Origin of the sequence: Plantactinospora sp. CA-290183 (assembly GCF_050936375.1) — a bacterium.
Lineage (GTDB): Bacteria > Actinomycetota > Actinomycetes > Mycobacteriales > Micromonosporaceae > Plantactinospora.
The window spans coordinates 65,439-84,105 of record NZ_JBNJMX010000010.1 but is presented as its reverse complement, the minus strand read 5'-3'; the positions used below and the strand labels follow the sequence as shown (position 1 = coordinate 84,105).

Genomic DNA, 18,667 nt, shown 5'->3' with positions numbered 1-18,667 from the left:
ATCTCCTGGTGGATGTGTCGGGTCAGAGGGTCGTCTCGCCGGCGAGGCCGAAGAAGTCCTGCCATTTCGCGCCGCCCTGGAAACCGGTACCGGTCGACAACGCGGTGAACACGTCAGCCGACGCGTTACGCGTAAAGATCACCGCGTCGTCCATACCATCACCGTTGAAATCCCCCGTGTACGGGAACTCACCAGCCAACCCGAAAAAGTCGTTCCACTTCGCAGTCGACCCGACAAAACTCCCCTGCCGATCCGACAACGCCACGAACACATCCGCCGCCGCGTTCACCGTGAACGTCGCGACATCCGCCGCCCCATCACCATTGAAATCACCAATCCGCGGCGACTCCCCCGGCGTCGCGAACCAGTCATGCCACTTCACCCCACCAGCAAAACCCGTCCCCGACGACAACCCCACGAACACATCCGCCGCCGGACCCTGCGTGAACGCCACAATATCGGCCTTACCATCACCGTTCACATCACCCAGACCCGGATACTCACCAGCCAACGCGAAGAAATCATTCCACTTCGCCCCACCAGCAAAACCCGTCCCCGTCGACAACGCCACAAACACATCCGCCGACGCGTTACGAGTGAACGTCACCACATCATCCAACCCATCACCATTCACATCCCCAACCGCCGGCACCTCCCCCGCCAACGAAAAGAAATCATTCCACTTCACCCCCGCACCAAAACCACTCCCCGACGACAACGCCACAAACACATCACCCGACGTCCCCTGCGTAAACGTCACGATGTCATCCATACCATCGCCATTGAAATCACCCGTCAACGGCGTCTCCCCCGGCAACGCGAAAAAGTCATGCCACTTCGCCCCACCAGAAAAACCGGTCCCCGTCGACAACGCCACAAACACATCCGCCGACGCACCATGCGTGAACGCCACCACGTCGTCCATACCATCGCCGTTGAAATCAGCCGGCGAACCGGTGAAGACGCCCTGTCCCGGGCGCACCATCCCGCGGGCCTCCTCGATCATCGCCCGGGCCCGTGACTCCGCCTGGTCGTACCGGTCCGGGCAGCAGGAGCGCTGCACGCTCTGCGCCAGCTGGCCGGCCGTGTACTGCGGGAACCGCGGCTCGTTGGCCTGCGCCTGGATGAGGAACTGGGTGGTCGCGTACGAGACGTCCATGATCTGTGCCGGCGTACCCCAGCCCTGGCTGGGGCGCTGCTGGAAGACACCGAGCGAGTCCTTGTCCCCGCACGGCAGGTTGTTCATGTGGGACTCGACCCAACCGGCCTCGAACGCGGCCAGCATGACCTTGTCCGAGACGCGGCGGCTCAGGCCCACCTCGTAGACGACCCGGATCACGTTGGGGTCGTGGTTCGCCGGGATGCTGGGGCAGGCCAGTGGCTGCACCGACAGCGGGACGTGGTCCCCGGGCGGCGGGCCCGGCGGGTCGGCGGCCCCGGCCGGGGCCGCCGGCAGGACGCCGCCGAGCAGCACCGCCAGCCCCAGTAGGGCGAGTCGGGGGGTCCGGGCGGACGTGCGTCTCAGCAGTTCAACGGTGCTCATCACGACTCCGATCGGTTACGGGGGTGAGATCGGTTACGGGGAGTGGGACCGGCTGCGCGGGTGGGACCTGTTGCCCGGACGGCGCGCCGCCTCAGCGGACCAGGCTGGGCCGGGGCACCTCGGCCAGCGAACCGAACCCGTCGTGCCACTTGACCGACGGACCGAACGCGGATGCCGTGGAGGTGGCCACCCAGACGTCCGACTGGTCGGGAGCGCCCCTGGTGAAGGCGAGGATGTCGGCCAGTCCGTCGCCGTTGACGTCGGCCAGGCCGGGCGCCTCGACATCGATGGCGAAGAAGTCATGCCACTTCCACGCGTTCTGCACGAACCTGCCGCCATCGGAGAGCGACACGAAGACGTCGCCGGCACTGCCCCGGGTGAAGGTCACCACGTCGTCACGCCCGTCGCCGTTCACGTCGGCGGCGCCGGCGAGCTCGGTGCCGACCGCGAAGTTGCCGTTCCACACCCACCCCTCCTGGACGAACGCGACCCCGTTGGAGAGCGAGACGAACACGTCGGCCACCCCGCCACCGGTGAAGGTCGCGATGTCGTCCCGGCCGTCGCCGTCGAAGTCACCCACGGCGGGCCGTTCCGTGCCGTAGGCGAAGTTGTCCTGCCACTTGACGCCCGGCCCGAACCCGCTGCCGGTGGAGAGCGCCACGAAGACGTCACCGGCGGCGCCACGGGTGAAGGTGATGATGTCGGTCAGCCCGTCGCCGTTGACGTCACCGACCTCCGGGTACTCGTCGCCGACGGCGAAGAAGTCGTGCCACTTCGCCGACGGGCCGAACCCTGCGGCGGTGCCCGGCGCGACGTACACGTCGGCGGCGGTGCCCCGGGTGAACGTGATGATGTCCGCGCGACCGTCGCCGGTGACGTCGCCGGTCAGCGGCACCTCGCCGTTGGTGGAGAAGAACTCGTGCGCCTTCGTCCTGGGGCCGAACGCGGAGCCGGTGGACTGCGCCGTGTAGACGTCGGCGGCCTCGCCCTGGGTGAAGAGCACGGCGTCGTCCCGGTCGTCGCCGTTGACGTCGCTGGTGTTCCGGCCCTGGGTCGTCGCGCTAACCACCGGCGAGGCGGGGCCGGCGTTGCCGCTGCGGTCGACCGCGACCACCCGGTAGTGCCGGGTGGTGCCCGCGCGCAGCGGCCCGTGCCGGAAGCCCGGGCTGGTGCTGGTGCCGACCAGGTTGGCCGCGGTGACCGGCACCGACGCGTCGGTGGAGGCGTACACCCGGTACGCCGCGACGCCGACGTTGTCGTCCACCGGGGACCAGGTCAGCGGGATCGCGTGCGTCCGGCCGGTGCCCACGGTCACCCCGTCGACCCCCTCCGGCGCGGTCCGGTCGGCGAACGGGGCGACGAGGTTCAACGCGGTGTAGCGCGCCGCCGTCCACGACGGGGTCCCGGCCACCGGGGCGAGCCGTACGGTGATCGAGGATTTTCCGGTGGTGAGCGCCGGCGGCAGGGCGAACTCCTCGTCCAGCCAGCGCTGGGTGGGGTTGCCCAGCGGCTGGACCCAGGTGCCCGCCGCGGCGCCGTCCACGGTGACCACCGCGGACTGGTGGGAGCTGTTCTGGTCGCTGGTGCGCCGCAACAACACGCCCTGGTTGCCCGGGTCGACCGCCATCCGGAACGTGACCGCCCCGGTGGTGGCGCGCACCGCGCCGGTCACGGTGTCGTGGTCGTCGTCGCCCTCGTACACCGCCGTCAGGGAATACTGGCTGGCCGCCGCGGACTCGGTGTAGCCGTGCGCGGAACGGTCGGCCGGGTCGCCGACCGTCAGCGTGTCGGTCGACCGGCTGGCCACGTCGGGCCTGGTGTAGAGAAACGCGGTCGAACTCTCCCGGACCGGGATGTCGTTCTGTGGCCCGTGCTCGATGCTCAGCCGGAAGCCGGAGGTGTAGGAGACCGCGTCGCCGATCTGGAGGCGGTACATGGAGTCGCATTCGACGACACAGGTCGCGGTGCGGACCCGGTGACCGGTGTCCCCGGTGAAGAGCCCGGTGTACTCGCCGCGGTTGAAGTACCAGCCGGACTCGTAGTAGTCCTCACTACCCGTGCCGTGCCACAGCGGGCTCAGCGACCCGTCGGTGTACAGCCGCTCGTCGCCCTCCAGGTAGCCGCGCTCGTTGCCACCGGCCGTCTCGTTGCGGACCACCTGGGTGACGCCGAGGAAGCGGCCCCGGCCCGGCTGGTCGGCCAGCACCCAGTCCCGGCCCTGGACGGTGGCGCCACTGCGGGACTGCGTGGTGAAGTACCCGGCATCGCCCGCCGGGCCGAGCTCGGTCGCCCACCTGGCGTCCGCGGCGTGCACGACCTCCGCCTGGACGCCCGAGACGGTGGCGCCGGTGGTGTTGGCCAGGGAGACCGTCGCCGAGGACGCGAACGGCATCATCCACCAGGCGCTGTACCAGCCGCCGGGCGCCGGATCCATCCCGAACATCAGCGCCCGGACGTCCCGTTCTCCCAGCCCGGCGCCGAAGAACTCGCCCAGCGGGGAGTCGACGGTGGCCCGTCCGTCGAAGGTCATCCGGATGCGGAGGCCGTTCAGCGTGGCCTCGGTGGCGGCCGCGTCGGGCACCCTGATCCGTAGTGCGCTGATCGCGGCCGGGCCGGTCAGCGTGGCCAGGGTGGCCGTACCGCCGGCGGCCGGCGACACCGTCGCGGTCGTGGTGGTGGCGCCCGGCTGGGCGGGCTTCGGGTCCGTCCGGCCCGCCGAGCGGAGCCTGCTCACCACGTCGTTGGCCGGGTCGGCGGGGTTGAACCGGCTGACCCCGGACGCGTCGACGAACCTGCGGTGCACGACGTGGTAGAAGAGCGGATTGTTCGTGGTGGTGACCAGCATCGACTCCCGGTAGGGCATCGGCACCTTGATCGTCACCCCACCCGACGTCTGGTCCGCGGTGGTCACCAGCGGCCAGACGAACGGCGCCCCGAGCTCGCCGTTGACCACGCTCTGCAGCCTGGCGTTCAGTACGGTCACGCCGTCGAGCACGATGCGGATGTTTCCGGTGGCGGAGACGTTGCCCTCGTCCCGGGTGAACCAGATCGAGGAGATCTCCCCGGCGCCGCGCTCCTCGGCCAGCACGCAGCCGGGGCCGTCGGTGCGCAGGCAGGAGTTCCGGCCGCTGAACCCGTCGTCGTTGCTGCCGGTGCGGCTGAAGCTGGAGAACTGCCGGGTCTGCGAGCCGGACGCGAGGTCGGGCAGCAGGTCGAGCCGCCGGTAGGCGTCCCAGCCGACCGCCCCGGGGCTCGCCGCCACGGCGGCCGGCGGGTCGTCCGGGGTGGTCGCGTCGGCGGGGCGGGCACCGGTCGTACCGGCCAGGGCCACCACGACGCCGGTGAGGAGGGCGAGCAGGGGCCACCTGAGTTTTCGCATGGAAGCGCCACCTTCTGATCACTGGCCTGCGTTGACGAGGGGGGTGAGCGACCGTGCCCGGGTGCGCGGTACGTCCGCGAAGCAAGTGTTGAGCCCGTTGGTTTCTTACGTCAAGAGATCGAGTTTCGGCAATTCTTGCCAAACCCGCTCGGCACCGCCGCCGGCGACCCGCCGCGACACGCCCGTACCGGACACCACCCGGCGTCACCGCCCCCGCACGCTGCGGCTTTGTGTCGACCGGCGCGCCCGACCGTCCGAATAGGAGTTTTCCGGCTCGCCGCGGGTGGTGGCCGGAAGCGGCCATCGATCACCATCGACCGCTCGGAGGTGGTGACACTGCGTCGCGAGGCGAAGGTCGTCCGGTCAGCAAGGGAGTGACATGAAAAATCGTTGGCGCGGCCCCCTGCGCTTGGTAAATGCTGTGGCGCTGACGCTCGCCGCCGTCGCTTACGCCCCAGCTGCGGCGTCGGCCGCTGCGGCGCCGAACACCTGCCCGTCCGACATCGGCCAGTGGGGACCGCTGCGGGGCGGACAGGCCGCACCGGGGACGGACTACTACCGACAGGCCGCCACCGGCAGCACCGAGCAGAGCTTCTATCTCCCCCAACAGGCGGTCTCCGGCGGCCAGCAGTGGAGCTTCCAGTTCGACGCCACGGTGGAGGCCACGGCCGGCGCGACCGCCCGGGCCCGGGTCGAGGTCGACTGGTACTCCACCCCGGCCGGGAACAACTCCGGATTCCTCGGGCACGTCGACGGCCCGTGGATCACCGTACCGGTCGGGGCGGGCGCCTCGACCACGCTGCGGCACACCGTCACCGCACCCGCGGGTGCGGTGCGGGCCAACGTCCTCTCCGACGTGGAGGCCAGCGCCCCGGCGAACACGTGGACCGGCCGCGGCTGCGACTACCGCCTGCTGTCCGGTGACGATGGTGGCGATCCGCCGCCGCCGACGGGTGAGGGCGACACCGCCGCCGCGCGGTTCGGCTGGGGAACACCGCTCGCCGCCGGATCCGACGAGTTCAACTACGGCTCCGCCAGCAGCCCGGCGGTGCCGGACCAGGCCAAGTGGTCACTGGCCGGCGGTAGCCCGAACCAGTGCTGGCCCGGACACTCGGACAACGGCCGGCGCTGTGACAAGAACACCCGGGTCGTCGGTGGCGTGCTGCGCCAGACCGGGGAGACCAACGGCGACTCCGGCTGGTTGGCGTCGAACTTCGGCCAGCGGTACGGCCGCTGGGAGGCCCGGGTCCGGTCCCAGGCCACGAGCGCGAACAACGGACGCCAGTACCACCCGTTGCTGATCCTCTGGCCGGACTCCGACCGGTGGCCCCAGGACGGTGAGTACGACTACCTGGAGAACAGCGCGCCCGGCGAGCAGTGCGTCGAGGCGTTCATCCACTACCCGCACAACGCGAACGCCCCGGTACAGCAGGAGTTCGCCCAGAGGTGCGGCGTCGACCAGACGCAGTGGCACAACATCGCGGTCGAGTGGACCCCCAACCACGTCCGGGGCTTCGTCGACGGGGTGCAGTGGTTCAGCTTCAGCGGCGGGGCGAACTCGGTCCGCCAGTGCATCCAGTGCGCACCGTCGATGCACCAGACGATCCAACTGGACAACTTCTTCGGCAGCGGCATGCAGAGCGCCATCTACGAGATCGACTGGACCCGGGTCTACGCCATTCCCGGCGTGAGTACCTGATCTCTTCGGCAGGTCCGGACACCGGTCGCCCGGCAGGGGAACTCCTCCCTGCCGGGCGACGGTGCTTCCCGTACCCGCGCGGCGGGGGCCCCTACTCCCGTTCCTCGTCGCCCTCGGGCTGTCGCCACTGCTTCGGGCTCAGCTGGCCGCGCTCGGCGTCGAGCGGGTCCTCGTCGGCCTCGTGGGTGTGGCCGAAGCTGGGTCGCCGGGTGGTGTCGGGTTCGGGTACCTCGATCTGACGGGCACCGGAGGACGCCGGCGGATGGTGGGCGACGGCCGCCTCGGCGCCGACCGCGCCGTCCGTGCCGACCGGCTCCGGGGCCGGATGCTCGGGATGGAGTTCGTCGCGCAGGTGCTGGGGTGGTTTGGTCGCTCGTTGTGGGAGGTCGCGGCCGAGGTCGGCGACGAGGGGGCCGTATTTGGCGTCGAAGGCGGGGCGTTCGGAGCGGATGCGGGGCATGTGGTTGAAGTTGCGTAGTGGTGGTGGGCAGGTGGTGGCCCATTCGAGGGAGTTGCTGAAGCCCCAGGGGTCGTCGACGGTGACGGTGGTGCCGTAGCGCCAGGATTTCCAGATGTTGTAGATGAAGAAGAGGGTGGAGGCGCCGAGGATGAAGGAGCCGATGGTGGAGATGGTGTGCAGGGTGGTGAAGCCGTCGGTGGGTTGGTAGTCGGCGTAGCGGCGGGGCATGCCTTCGTTGCCGAGCCAGTGGTGGACGAGGAAGGTGGTGTGGAAGCCGGTGAACATGGTCCAGAAGTGGATTTTGCCCCAGCGTTCGTCGAGGAGGCGGCCGGTCATTTTGGGGAACCAGAAGTAGACGCCGGCGAAGGCGGCGAAGACGATGGTGCCGAAGAGGACGTAGTGGAAGTGGCCGACGACGAAGTAGGTGTCGTGGGTGTGGAAGTCGACGGGTGGGCTGGCGAGGAGGACGCCGGTGAGGCCGCCGAAGAGGAAGGTGACGAGGAAGCCGATGGAGAAGAGCATGGGTGTTTCGAAGGTGAGTTGTCCTTTCCACATGGTGCCGATCCAGTTGAAGAATTTGACTCCGGTGGGTACGGCGATGAGGTAGCTGAGGATGGAGAAGAAGGGGAGGAGGACCTGGCCGGTGCCGAACATGTGGTGGGCCCAGACGGTCATGGACAGGATGGTGATGGCGATGGTGGCGAAGACGAGGCCTTTGTAGCCGAAGATGGGTTTGCGGGAGAAGACGGGGATGATTTCGGTGATGATGCCGAAGAAGGGTAGGGCGACGATGTAGACCTCGGGGTGGCCGAAGAACCAGAACAGGTGTTGCCACAGCAGTGGTCCGTTGTTGTGGGGGTCGAAGATGTGGGCGCCGATGATCCGGTCGGCGTAGAGGGCCAGCAGGGTGGCGGCCAGCAGGGGGAAGACCAGGACGACGAGCAGGGCGGTGAAGAGCATGTTCCAGGTGAAGATCGGCATCCGGAACATGGTCATGCCCGGTGCCCGTAGGGTCAGGATGGTGGTGATCAGGTTGACCGCGCCGAGGATGGTGCCGAGTCCGGAGATGACCAGACCGATGATCCAGAAGTCCGGGCCGATCCCGGGGGAGTGTTCCGAACGGCTCAGTGGCGTGTACGCGGTCCAGCCGTAGTCGGCCGACCCGCCGGGGGTGAAGAAACCCGCGACCACCAGCGAACCGCCGAACAGGTACAGCCAGTACGCCAGCGCGTTGAGCCGGGGAAACGCCACGTCCGGGGCGCCGATCTGCAACGGCACCACGAAGTTGCCGAACGCGAACGCCAACGGTGTGGCGAACAGCAACATCATGATCGTGCCGTGCGCGGTGAACAACTGGTTGTACTGCTCCGGGGACAGGAACTGCAACCCCGGACGACCCAACTCCGCCCGGACCAACAACGCCATCACCCCGGCCACCACGAAGAACCCGAACGACGTCGTCAGATACAACAACCCGATCTGCTTCGCATCAGTGGTCGCCAACAAACGGATCAGCGCACTACCCCGAACGATCCTCCGCACCGGCCCCGGATACCCACCCGTCGGGCCCGGGGCCAGAATCACGCCACCCCGACCTCGTCCCGGCTCCGTCGTGACCCGTTTCCGCATCCCCGTCAACCCCACCCATCAACGAAACCGGCCAGAGCCCGACCCAGGTCAGGCGGTGGGCTGGAGGACGGCGCGGAACCGGCCGTCGAGCTTCCCGCGGGAAATCCGGCAGCCGCGTGGCGCGTCGTCGAGCGGCATGGCGTGCGTCGCGAGGTGCCCGGTGACCAGCTCACCCCGCCGCAATGCCGCCCCCCGGTGCAGCACTAATCGTGCTTACGGGGCAAACCATCTCACATCGGGCGCCCGGTGGGTGGATGATCCGGCATCAACGCCGCACCGTAGGGCGGGATGGTGGGAGCGTCGTCGTTGATGTCCGGCCCGAAGAACAGGAACACCACCAGGTCCCCGTCGCCGGTGTTCTCCACGACGTGCGGTGCCGTCGCGACGTCGTACGACACCAGGAGCTCGTCGCGGTCCGCGTCCCCGCCCCGGACGTCGTGGCCGCAGTAGCGACCGGTGCCCGCCCAGACGAGGATCGAGTAGACCCCGCGTTCCGTCGTGGTGTGGCTCTGGCCGGCCGGCACGACCACCTTCTTACCGCTGAACCTCCGGCTGTTGTAGAAGATCCACCATTCCCGGCCGTCCACCGGCTCCCCCACCGGCTGTGGCGTCAGATGGTTGTTCTCGTAGAAGAACGGATCGGCGTTGAGCTCCCACTCGACGAACCGGAGCGGAAACCGCTCGGCGTGCGCCCGCCGATCCTGGGGTCGTACGTCCTTGAAGAGCAGGTCCTTGGAGATGATCCGGCCGGCGTTGAGGGCCTGGAACATCGCGAAGACGTCCGAGTCCTCCTGGAGCTCCACCGTCAGCGCGGTGCCCGGCGCGTGCAGCACCCCCGACGGCACCTGAAAGCCCTCGTCGGGCACCTGCAACTCGGCGCGTGCGTGCCGGAGGATCAGGTCGCTGTTCCAGTCGACGAGGTACGGCAGCAGCACCTCGTACGCGCCCTCGCGGGCGATCCACGGGTGCACCCCGAAGAACGTCTCCGGGTGCGGACCCATGTCGACGCCCGCCGGGAAGTAGTAGGCCTCGTCCTTCGAGCGGCGGCCGACCAGTTCCGCGAACTGTTGCGTCGGGTGGACGTGGTAGGGGATCCGGGCGCCGTAGTCGAGGAGTTTGGCCAGGCGGCCGAGGCCCTGCGGATGGGTCGCCGCGTACGCCTCGCCCATGATGGCGGCCGGGTCCGCGCTGACCGCCTCGCGCAGGGTCAGCCGCGGTCGCCCCTCCCCGTCGACGACGTACCCGAGCCCCTCGTCGGGTGGACCCACCCGGTTGTCGGCCCTGGTGGTCGAGCCCAGCCACCGCTCGCAGACGAAGCCCCGCCCGTCGAGGTCGTAGCCGTCCTCGGGCAGCCCGAGCCGCCGTCCCGGTGGCACCAGATCCCGCGCGACGAACGCCGGCGCGAGCCGGAGCACCCCGCCACCCGAGTTGAGCAGCTCCTCGACCAGCGCCCGGGGCGACTCGGCCCGGTTGTCCGTCATCGCGTCAGTCCACCCGTCGAGAGGCCCTGGAGCAACCGGTGCGGGAACACCAGGGACGCGACGATCACGGGGAGCGGGCCGGCCACCGAGCCGGCCATCGGCGGGTTCCACGACGTCCGGTACTTCATGGTCGCCAGAGATAGCAGAAAAACGGCGTCGCGTCCGGGGAACCGCCGCCTGGCGAACGTCCAGGTTGCCGGGCCGGCGGGTCCGGGACCCCGGTGCGGCCCCGGCCGGCTCGTCCACCGGAGGACTGCGGACCCCCGGGTCCGTACCCGTCACTGCGCCGGGCCCGGCTCCCGCCCGGCGGCCCGGAACGCGTCGACCACGCCGAAGTAGTGCTCCAGGAACGCCTCCGGCCGCACGTCGACGGCAACCTCGTGCCGTCCTCGACCGGAACCCGGGCCGGCGTCCCGCGCCGCGCCGCCGGCCGCCCGCCACGTCGTACTGCCCGCCGCCGGCCCACCGTCACGGGTGACGGCGACCTCCCCGGGGGCGAACGTGCAGAGGGACGGCTCGAAGAGCGTCGCCCCGGCCAGCGGGTCATGGAACGTGATCTCCGACCGGTCGGCGAACCACGATGCCGCCAGGTCGGCGACCGGTCCGAGCAGCGGACCGGTGCAGCGGGCCAGGAAGACGTCGGCGTCCATCCGGACCCGGGTGGTGACGTCGAGGCCGACCGAGCGGTGGACCGCCACCGGCGCGGCGTAGACGCGGGCCGCCGCGTCCGGATCGCACCGGATGTTCCACTCCGGGCCGGGGGCGGTGGCGAACGCCCCGCCCATCAGCACCAGGGACCGCAGCAACGAGGGGATCTGCGGATCGACGGCGAAGAGCAACGCCACGTTCGTCAGCGGGCCGATCGCCAGCAGCGTCACCCGCCCCGGACGGGCCCGGATCGTCCGCCGCAGGAACTCCACCGCCTCGCCGGCCGGAAACGACGTCGCGTGGTCCCACCGGGACAGGGCGGCGGCCTGCGGAGGAGGGCCCTGCACGGACGGGCCGACCAGCGGTTCCGCCGCGCCCGGAAAGATCGGAACCTGCCGGCCGGCCGCGCGGCAGAGCACGCTGGCGAGGGCGGCCCGGGACTCCGGTTCGGCGGTGACCGTCGTGATGCCGAGCAGGTCGCAGCGCGGCTGCGCCAGCAGGTACGCCAGGCAGACGGCGTCGTCGATGTCGGTGCCGATGTCGGTGTCCAGCAGGACCGGACTCTGGTTGTCCATGGCGAAACCATTCTTCAGGTGGCGTCCCGGTCGACCCCCTCGACAGGCTGCCCGCCGCGTGGCGCCGGCGGTCAGCGGCTCCCCGAGGGCGTCACAGGGAGCGCAGGTCGACGGCCTCCGCCATGGCGCGCATGCCCGCGTCGTTGGGGTGCAGCCCGTCGCCGCCGTCGTACTCCGCGCGCATCCGGTCGGGGTCGGCCGGGTCGGCGAGCGCCCGGTCGAAGTCGGCGACCGCGTCGTACTCGCCGCTGGTGCGGATCCACCGGTTGACGGTGTCCCGGACCGCCTCCGCGCTCTCGCTGTGGTAGCCCGGGTACGGGCAGCCCTTGGTGGGGGTGATGGTGGCGCCGATGATCCGGACTCCGGCAGCCCGGGCGGCGGCGATCAACGCCCGGTGCCCGGCGATCAACTGCCCGGCCGTGACCGGCGTGCCGGCGGCCTCCCCCATGCCGATGTCGTTGATGCCCTCCAGCACGATCACCGTACGGACCCGGGGCTGGCTCAGCACGTCCCGCTGGAACCGGGCGACGCCCCGCTCGCCGAACCCGGGCGCGTCGGAGAGCAACCGGTTGCCGCCGATGCCGGCGTTGAGGATGCCCGTCGGGCGCCCGGCGGCGACCAGCCGCTCCGCGAGTTCGTCCGGGTACCGGTTGTCCGCGTCGGGTGTGGAGAACGAGCCGTCGGTGATGGAGTCGCCGAAGGCCACCACGGTGCCCCGCCCGTCACCTCGGCCGCCGCCCGCGGGCCCGGCCACGTCCACCCCGGCCAGGAGGTACCAGGACGCCGAGGTCTCGTCGAACGCCGCCGCGTCCCGGTCGAACCGGTGGTCACCGGCGGCGCGGTACGACGTCGCCATGGCGAACGGGTGGAACGGGACCGGCCCGGTCGGCTCGGCGAAGGAGAGCGTCACGGTCAACCGCTCCAGCGGCGAGACCCGCAGCGGCGCGGCGTCGGAGGCCACCTCCCGGCCGGCCGGCACCACCGCGGCCGGCGAGCCGCCGAACGTCAGCGGCCGCAGCGAGCCCGCCCCGACCGCCGCGCCCTCGGCCGCCCGGCCGATGGTGGCGCCGGCCAGGCGCAGCGGCGCCGCGCCGTGGACGTTGGACACCCGGATCCGGACCGTCGAACCACCCCGGCTGACCCGGACCACCTGCCGCAGGGACTGGTCGGCGAACCCGCCCGACCAGTTCGGCTCCCCGAAGAGATCCGGCTGCGCGGCGACCACCGAGGTCCCCCATCCGCCCGTCCACCGCCCCGGCGGTCCGTCCGGATGCGCCCCGACCGGCGCGGCGACCAGCGCGGTGAGCGCGGCGACCACCGCCGCGACCAGCGCGACGCGGGCGTTCCGCCAGCGACCCGACACCTGCATGGAAGTCTCCCTCGGCACCTCGGCGACGTCCCGCCCCTCGGCGTCCGGGCGGGTCAGCCCTCGTCGGGCTGGGCGTGGCTCGTTTCCCGGTCGGCCCGGGCCGGCCCCGGCGGAAGGACCGCGTCGGGGCGTCGGAGAGGACCGGAACCGGGAATCGATCAGCACCGTTGCCAACCTAGCGTGGGGGTCCGACAGGCCGGGCCCCTGCCGCGGGTCGGGTCGCGGCGGCCCGGGCGGCCGGAGCCGGCCGGGACGGGTCGCCGGACCCGGTACGGTCGCCGCCGATCGCGTCGCCGGCCACGCTCGAACCCGGACGCAGGTTTCCCCGACCGACCGCCGGGAAGTCGGCCGCCATCGCGGAGTCGTCGGCGCACCCGCCCGCCCCCCGGGCGGGACGGGCCCGACGTCCCCGCTACCGGCGACGGTGTGGAGGCAACCATGGGATATCAGGCACGTCAGGGCGAGCAGCCGGTCGACCCGGAGCGCGCCGAGGACGAGGCCGGCCAGGCCCGGCTGACCCAGGTGCCGGCCGACACCGACGTCCCGGCGCCGGACGGCGCGGGATCGAAGCCGGACATCGTCACCGAGGACGACGGATCCGGCGTGGCCGGCGGGTCGTCCGGCAGCAGCGGCGGTGGTTCGGGGATGCCCGGCCACCCGGACGCTCCGCGCTGACCGGGACACCGGCCGTCCACGCCGCCGCCGAAGCCTCCTCCTACGCCCCTCCCGTCGGTTGGCGCGGCACCACCGGTGCCGGCCGGGCATCGTCCCCACCGGCGGCGCGCCCCAGCCGGGCCAGCCGGTACCGGCGCCGGCCGTACCCGAGATAGATCACCGCGCCCAGGGCCAGCCAGGCCAGGAACCGCAGCCAGGTCTCCACCGACAGGTACAGGCGGGCCAGGGCCGAGAGGAGGGGCAGCACCGGGGAGAACGGCACCCGGAACGGGCGCTTGCGACGGGCGTGCGGGTCCACCGGCGTACGCGTGCTCCCCGGGTCTGGTGCCCGGGGAGCACGCGCGGCCGGCCGCTGTGCGGAGGCGGAGCCTGGTCAGCGCCCGGTCGGACCGAGCGGCGGCCGGGACGGCTGCCCCCCGGTGATCACGAAGCTCGACCCCGGTTCGGTCACGATGTTGCCGGTGGCCGAGTTGGTGATTGTCACATTCGTCAGCGTCGCGCTACCCCGGGCGCCGCTCATGGCGAGGATGCCGGCACCGTTGTTGGACCTGTCGATCCGCACGTTGCTGATCACCACACCCGGCACGGTGCCGCCACCCGTCTTGAACTGGATGCCGTCGTAGGTCGAGTCGTGGATCTCGGTGTCCCGGATGACGACCCCGGGGATGTCCCGGCTCGCCGCGAAGAGCGTGATGGCCCCGAACTTCTGGGCCTCGCCCCAGAAGGCGCCACCGGTGCGGTAGAGCCCGTTGTTGGCGATCAGGGTCTGCCCCGAGAAGGGCAGCGGGTCGTGGTCGGTCGCCAGCATGATCCCGGGGTAGTTCATCGTGTCGGAGATCAGGTTGTTCTCGATGGTGTTGCCGTAGCCGCCGTAGATCGCGATGCCGTTGGCCCGCCACGGAAGCTGCACGGTGTTGTTGACGAAGTGGTTGTCGTGGCCGATGTCGACCGAGGTGTCCCGGACGTACCGGCTGGCCCAGACCGCCAGGGCGTCGTCGCCGTTGGTCCGGAACGACGAGTTGAACACCCGGGAGTTGCGCGTGCCGTTGGCGAAGTTGATGCCGTCGGCGTACGTGTTGCGGATGCGCATGCCGCTGAAGTCCAGGCCGTCCCCCGGGTTCCAGTACGCGGGGGTGTCGGAGTAGTCGCGGCCGACCCAGGCGCCGACGTTGACGTGCTCGATCCACACGTTGCTGATCTTCGTGTTCTTGCCGAGCCGGCCGTTGATCCCGTGTCCCCGGTTGGCCCGGTTCGTCGTCATGCCGAAGATCGCGAGATCCGAGATCTGGGTGTTGTCGTCGATGTCGAAGCCGACGTTCCCCTCGTGCGGGTGGTTGATGTTGCCCCGCACGTTCTGCGGCTCGGTGGTGGTGTAGAGCTGCGAGTGCCACATGCCCGCGCCGCGCACGGTCACGTTGCGGATGCCCTTCTGGTTGTACTGGCCCCGGGTCGGATCCGGCGAGAGGATCTTCTGCTCCTGCCGCCACTGGCCCGCCGGGATCCAGACGCAGCCGATGACACCGTTCTCGTCGTCGGTGACCGCCCGCTGGATGGCCGCCGTGTCGTCCACCCCGTCGTCCGGCACCGCGCCGTAGGTGGTGATCGACGTGCAGCCCGCCGGCTGGCTCAGTGGCGGCGCCACCTGCTCCAGGTCGACCAGGTCGATGATGTAGAACGCCGCCGTGTCACCCGCGTCGCGCTGCAACCGGAACCTCGTGCCGGGCGGGTACGACTGCGGCAGCAGCGCGTGTGACTCGTCGAACAGCCGTCGCGCGTTCGCCTGCGGGCTGTTCGACAGCCCCTCGGTGTCGTCGGTGAGCCCGTAGAGCCAACTGTTGCGCGAGGACAGGGTCAGCTTGCGCGAGTACGTGCCGTTGACGTACAGGCTGATGGTGGCCTCGATGCCACCCCCGCTCGCGGCGTCCGGGATGGAGTTGCGCACCACGATCGAGTTGGCCGCGTTGGCCGAGGTGACCTCGACGTACTGGCCCTGGCTGTTCAGGCGCACCGACTGCCGTCCCGACGACTCGGTGGCGAAGTTGGTGTGCCCGAAGGTGCGCAGCGGGTCGGCGGTGAGCAGCGTGCCCTGGTACGTGCCGGCCTCCGCCTCGTACGAGACGTACGGCACCGCCGCGCCCCGGCCGACCACCACCGACTGGGTCCGTACGTTGTTCGTCTCGTTGGTCTCGGTGACCACGTTGGTCGCGTCCGCCGTGGCAGTGATCGTGGCCCCGCCGCTGGTGGCGGTCCAGCTACCACTCACCGCCACGGTGGCCGTGGCACCCGCCGCGATCGACGGGGTGTTGGTGTTGAGCGTGGTACCGCCGACGGTCAGCCGGGTGACCGTGGTCGCGCCGGTCGCCGCGGTGCCGCGGTTGTTGACCGCCACGCTGAAGGTGACCGCCGCGCCGACGGCCGGGTTCGGCGGGTTGCTGGTGATGCCGGTGACCTGGAGGTCGGGGCCGGGCGCCTGCGTCACGACCAGCGGCGAGGAGGAGGTGAAGGTGTTGTTGCCGTTGTTCTGCTCGATGATCGTGTTGCTCGGGTCGACGGTGGCGGTGACGCTGTAGCTGCCCATCGGCCGGGCGCCGGCGTTGACCGAGACGGTCGTCGAGGCCCCGGCGTTGAGCGCGCCGACCGGGGCGGTGCCGGCGACCGCGCCGCCCAGGTTGACGGTGACCGTGGTCGCGCCCGCCGCCGCCGATCCCACGTTCTGCACGGTGGCGGAGAGGATCACCGGGGTCGCCTCGCTGGGCGAGGCCGGGGTCCAGGTCACCGCGCTGACCACCAGGTCGGGATTGGGTGCCGGGGTCCCGCACACCTCGAACTCGGCGACCTGACCCGACGGGGCGCCGGTGTTCGAGTTGAATCGCAGCTGCACCTCGGAGGTGGTCGCGCCGACCGGGATGGTCACCGCGTTGTTGCCCTGGACGAACTGGTAGTTCGCCGCCGACACCAGGTTGGTGAAGGCGGTCGAGGACTGGTCGCGGCCGAGGATCTGGAAATTCTGGGTACGGGTGCCCCAGCCCGGGTCCGGGTTCAGCTTGACGTTGACCGCGGTGATGGCGTGGTTCGCGCCGAGCGAGACCGTCAGGTTCTGCGGGTACGTCGCCGAGCCTTCCCAGTACGTGCCGAGCTGGCCGTCGTTGGCGTTCTGCGGGGTGTAGACGAAGGTCGAGCCGGTGGCCGTGATGGGCTTGCCCTGCGCGATGTTCACGCAGCCCGGGGGCTGGGTGCCGGCCCGGGTGGTGGTGTTGCTGTCGCCGGAGAGGTTGCCGGCACCGTCCCGGGCCCGGACCTGGTACGACGCCGTCACCGTCGGCGGCTGGCTGTCCTGGTAGGTGAGGACGGCCCCGAGGGTCGCGACGAGGCTGCCGCCGCGGTACACGTTGTACCCGGCCAGTCCGCTGCCACCGGTGTCGGTGGAGGCACCCCAGGTGAGGGTGATGACGCTGCCCGAGCCGCTGTGCGACAGGGTGCCCGGGACGCTCGGCGGGGTCGTGTCGGCACCGCTCTGCGCCGCGTAGACCTCGAGTTCCGAGAGCTGGCCCGCCGGCCATCCGCTGTTGGCGGTGATGGTGATCCGTACGTAGCGGGCGGCGGTGGCGCCGAAGTCGACGGTCACCGAGTTGCCGTCGGTCGCCGGGTTGAAGGTGTAGGGCCGGGCGGCGGCGAGATCACCGAACGACGATCCGTTGGTGCTGCCCTGCACGCTCAGGGTTTGGGTACGGGTGCCCCAGCCGGAGGTCGGCAACCTCAGTACCACGCGGTTGACGGAGACGGACGAGCCGAGGTCGACCTGCACCCATTCCGGGAAGGAGTTGTTGGCGCTCTCCCAGTAGGTGCCCTGGTTGCCGTCCACGACCCGGGACGAGTCGTAGACCTCGGCGTGGCCGCTCTCCTGGGTGGGGCGGCCCTGGGCGAGGTTGCCGGGTGCTCTGGCGGTGCCCGCCGCGGCGGGCTTTCCGGGGCCGAGGTCCGGTGCGTGGGCCGCGTGCGCCACGGGTACCGAGAACCCCACGGTGGCGATCAGGGTGGCCGCGACGGTCGTCGCCACCACCGTGATCCGACTGGAGCGTCTCATCACTGTCCTTTCCGCTGAGGGACGGTTCCGCCCTCGGGCCGAGCCAGGGGGTGCGAGGCGGGGGCGGAGGTCGGTACGGACCCGTCGGGCCGGGGACGGCGAGGACGGGGCCGGGGTGCGCCGTGCTGAGGGGTGGTGACGCGCCGGAACGGAAGAGCACCAGCGGAAGGACCAGTTGCGGAACTTACAGTGTGGAGTAGCGAAGAAGACAGTCACCTGTCCAAATCTTGCAGTAGATTGGCCAAAGGTTACCGACGTGCTACAGGAACGTCAACGCTTCCACCACGATCGATACGGGACGGCCCGGCGGCCGGTCGGCCGACAGCAAAAGGCGGCACGCTCCGGATGGAGCGTGCCGCCTTTTGGAGCGGACGGTCAGCGTGATACTCCTCGACGGCCGTAGACGCCGGCGACGAGGGCGACCCCGACCGCGGCGAGCACGATCTGGATGAGGACCTCGATCCAGTCGACGCCGTCGGTGTCGGCCCAGCCGGCACCACGGGCGATGGCGGTGCCCAGCAGGGCGGCCACGACGCCGATGAGCAGCGTGAGCCAGATCGGGATGTTCTGCTTGCCGGGCACGACCAGGCGCCCGAGCGCGCCGATGATCAGGCCTACGACGATCGCGGAGATAATGCCGCCGATGGGCATCTGGTGCCTCCAAGCTTGAGGGAAACTGCAGCAGCCTCGTTCTGCCCGCCACCTGGGAAGCCGAAACGCTGTCCGCCCGACCGTGATGTTGCCGCAAGCACAGAACAGCACGAAAGAGGACATAACTCACATCCCCGCCATCGCCGCCTCTGCGCCCCGGCGGGCAGGGACCGGCCGGACGCGATTGCGCGTGATGCCTGAGAGGCATGATTATGTCCCAGAGTCATCACCCTCGATCGCGTACTCATCCGATCCGTCCGACGGCCGCAGCGGCTGAGCAGACCGAGCGGGACATCGGCGGCGTGCCCGGCCGACGTCCCGCATCGACGAGGTGCGCGATGCCCCGACCCGTCCTGAGTCGACCCGGTACTCCCACCCGGCCACGCTGGTCGGCCCGGCCAGGAGCGGCTGACAGGCCTCTTTCAGCGACCTTCCGCGTCGACCCCGGTGCCGGAACCGGCACCGGCAGGACCG

The 18,667-nt window shown here is 70.6% G+C and carries 12 protein-coding genes; 2 read left to right on the top strand and 10 right to left on the bottom strand.

Annotation, left to right across the window (positions count from 1 at the left end):
* Positions 1-22: 22 nt before the first annotated feature.
* A complete protein-coding gene (locus tag ACQEUR_RS17420) occupies positions 23-1,543 on the bottom strand; it encodes an FG-GAP repeat domain-containing protein (RefSeq protein ID WP_433031910.1) in 1,521 nt (506 codons plus the stop codon).
* Between the two features lie 91 nt (positions 1,544-1,634).
* A complete protein-coding gene (locus ACQEUR_RS17415; RefSeq protein WP_433031907.1) occupies positions 1,635-4,922 on the bottom strand; it encodes a DUF2961 domain-containing protein in 3,288 nt (1,095 codons plus the stop codon).
* 421 nt (positions 4,923-5,343) lie between these two features.
* Here ACQEUR_RS17415 and ACQEUR_RS17410 point away from each other — a divergent pair, with 421 nt between their 5' ends.
* Positions 5,344-6,621 carry a glycoside hydrolase family 16 protein gene (locus ACQEUR_RS17410; RefSeq protein ID WP_433031904.1) on the top strand — a complete coding sequence of 426 codons (1,278 nt, stop codon included), beginning with the start codon at positions 5,344-5,346 and terminating at the stop codon, positions 6,619-6,621.
* Positions 6,622-6,712: 91 nt separating this feature from the next.
* Here ACQEUR_RS17410 and ctaD read toward each other — a convergent pair whose 3' ends face one another.
* The 5 genes from ctaD to ACQEUR_RS17385 form a co-directional block, all read right to left on the bottom strand.
* A complete protein-coding gene (gene ctaD, locus ACQEUR_RS17405) occupies positions 6,713-8,710 on the bottom strand; it encodes an aa3-type cytochrome oxidase subunit I (RefSeq protein WP_433031901.1) in 1,998 nt (665 codons plus the stop codon).
* Between the two features lie 230 nt (positions 8,711-8,940).
* Positions 8,941-10,191, bottom strand: coding sequence for a hypothetical protein (locus ACQEUR_RS17400; RefSeq protein WP_433031898.1), 1,251 nt, complete (start codon positions 10,189-10,191; stop codon positions 8,941-8,943).
* Entirely contained in the window at positions 10,188-10,319 is a 132-nt protein-coding gene (locus tag ACQEUR_RS17395; protein ID WP_433031895.1) for a hypothetical protein, read from the bottom strand. Before ACQEUR_RS17395 ends, ACQEUR_RS17400 begins: the two co-directional genes overlap by 4 nt.
* Positions 10,320-10,469: 150 nt before the next feature.
* Entirely contained in the window at positions 10,470-11,414 is a 945-nt protein-coding gene (locus ACQEUR_RS17390) for a nucleoside hydrolase (RefSeq protein ID WP_433031893.1), read from the bottom strand.
* A 91-nt stretch (positions 11,415-11,505) separates the two neighbouring features.
* Positions 11,506-12,783: an SGNH/GDSL hydrolase family protein gene (locus ACQEUR_RS17385; protein ID WP_433031890.1), complete on the bottom strand. Its 1,278-nt coding sequence runs from the start codon at positions 12,781-12,783 to the stop codon at positions 11,506-11,508.
* A gap of 438 nt (positions 12,784-13,221) precedes the next feature.
* On the opposite strand from ACQEUR_RS17385, the gene ACQEUR_RS17380 reads away from it, so the two are divergent.
* Positions 13,222-13,458, top strand: coding sequence for a preprotein translocase YidC (locus ACQEUR_RS17380; RefSeq protein ID WP_433031887.1), 237 nt, complete (start codon positions 13,222-13,224; stop codon positions 13,456-13,458).
* 40 nt (positions 13,459-13,498) lie between these two features.
* Here the strand turns inward: ACQEUR_RS17380 and ACQEUR_RS17375 are convergent, their stop codons facing one another.
* The 3 genes from ACQEUR_RS17375 to ACQEUR_RS17365 form a co-directional block, all read right to left on the bottom strand.
* Positions 13,499-13,756 carry an amino acid permease C-terminal domain-containing protein gene (locus ACQEUR_RS17375; protein ID WP_433031884.1) on the bottom strand — a complete coding sequence of 86 codons (258 nt, stop codon included), beginning with the start codon at positions 13,754-13,756 and terminating at the stop codon, positions 13,499-13,501.
* 75 nt (positions 13,757-13,831) lie between these two features.
* Positions 13,832-17,542, bottom strand: a complete 3,711-nt coding sequence (locus ACQEUR_RS17370) for a CARDB domain-containing protein (protein ID WP_433031882.1) — start codon at positions 17,540-17,542, stop codon at positions 13,832-13,834.
* Positions 17,543-17,917: 375 nt separating this feature from the next.
* Positions 17,918-18,193 (bottom strand): GlsB/YeaQ/YmgE family stress response membrane protein, encoded by a 276-nt coding sequence (locus ACQEUR_RS17365; protein ID WP_433031879.1) that lies wholly within the window; start codon positions 18,191-18,193, stop codon positions 17,918-17,920.
* Positions 18,194-18,667 lie beyond the last annotated feature (474 nt).

Bases quoted from the DNA above. Each gene is read 5' to 3' on its own strand.
- ctaD (WP_433031901.1), bottom strand. From the start codon at position 8,710: ATGCGGAAACGGGTCACGACGGAGCCGGGACGAGGTCGGGGTGGCGTG.
- ACQEUR_RS17415 (WP_433031907.1), bottom strand. From the start codon at position 4,922: ATGCGAAAACTCAGGTGGCCCCTGCTCGCCCTCCTCACCGGCGTCGTG.
- ACQEUR_RS17365 (WP_433031879.1), bottom strand. From the start codon at position 18,193: ATGCCCATCGGCGGCATTATCTCCGCGATCGTCGTAGGCCTGATCATC.
- ACQEUR_RS17400 (WP_433031898.1), bottom strand. From the start codon at position 10,191: ATGACGGACAACCGGGCCGAGTCGCCCCGGGCGCTGGTCGAGGAGCTG.
- ACQEUR_RS17390 (WP_433031893.1), bottom strand. From the start codon at position 11,414: ATGGACAACCAGAGTCCGGTCCTGCTGGACACCGACATCGGCACCGAC.
- ACQEUR_RS17420 (WP_433031910.1), bottom strand. From the start codon at position 1,543: ATGAGCACCGTTGAACTGCTGAGACGCACGTCCGCCCGGACCCCCCGA.
- ACQEUR_RS17395 (WP_433031895.1), bottom strand. From the start codon at position 10,319: ATGAAGTACCGGACGTCGTGGAACCCGCCGATGGCCGGCTCGGTGGCC.
- ACQEUR_RS17385 (WP_433031890.1), bottom strand. From the start codon at position 12,783: ATGCAGGTGTCGGGTCGCTGGCGGAACGCCCGCGTCGCGCTGGTCGCG.
- ACQEUR_RS17370 (WP_433031882.1), bottom strand. From the start codon at position 17,542: ATGAGACGCTCCAGTCGGATCACGGTGGTGGCGACGACCGTCGCGGCC.
- ACQEUR_RS17380 (WP_433031887.1), top strand. From the start codon at position 13,222: ATGGGATATCAGGCACGTCAGGGCGAGCAGCCGGTCGACCCGGAGCGC.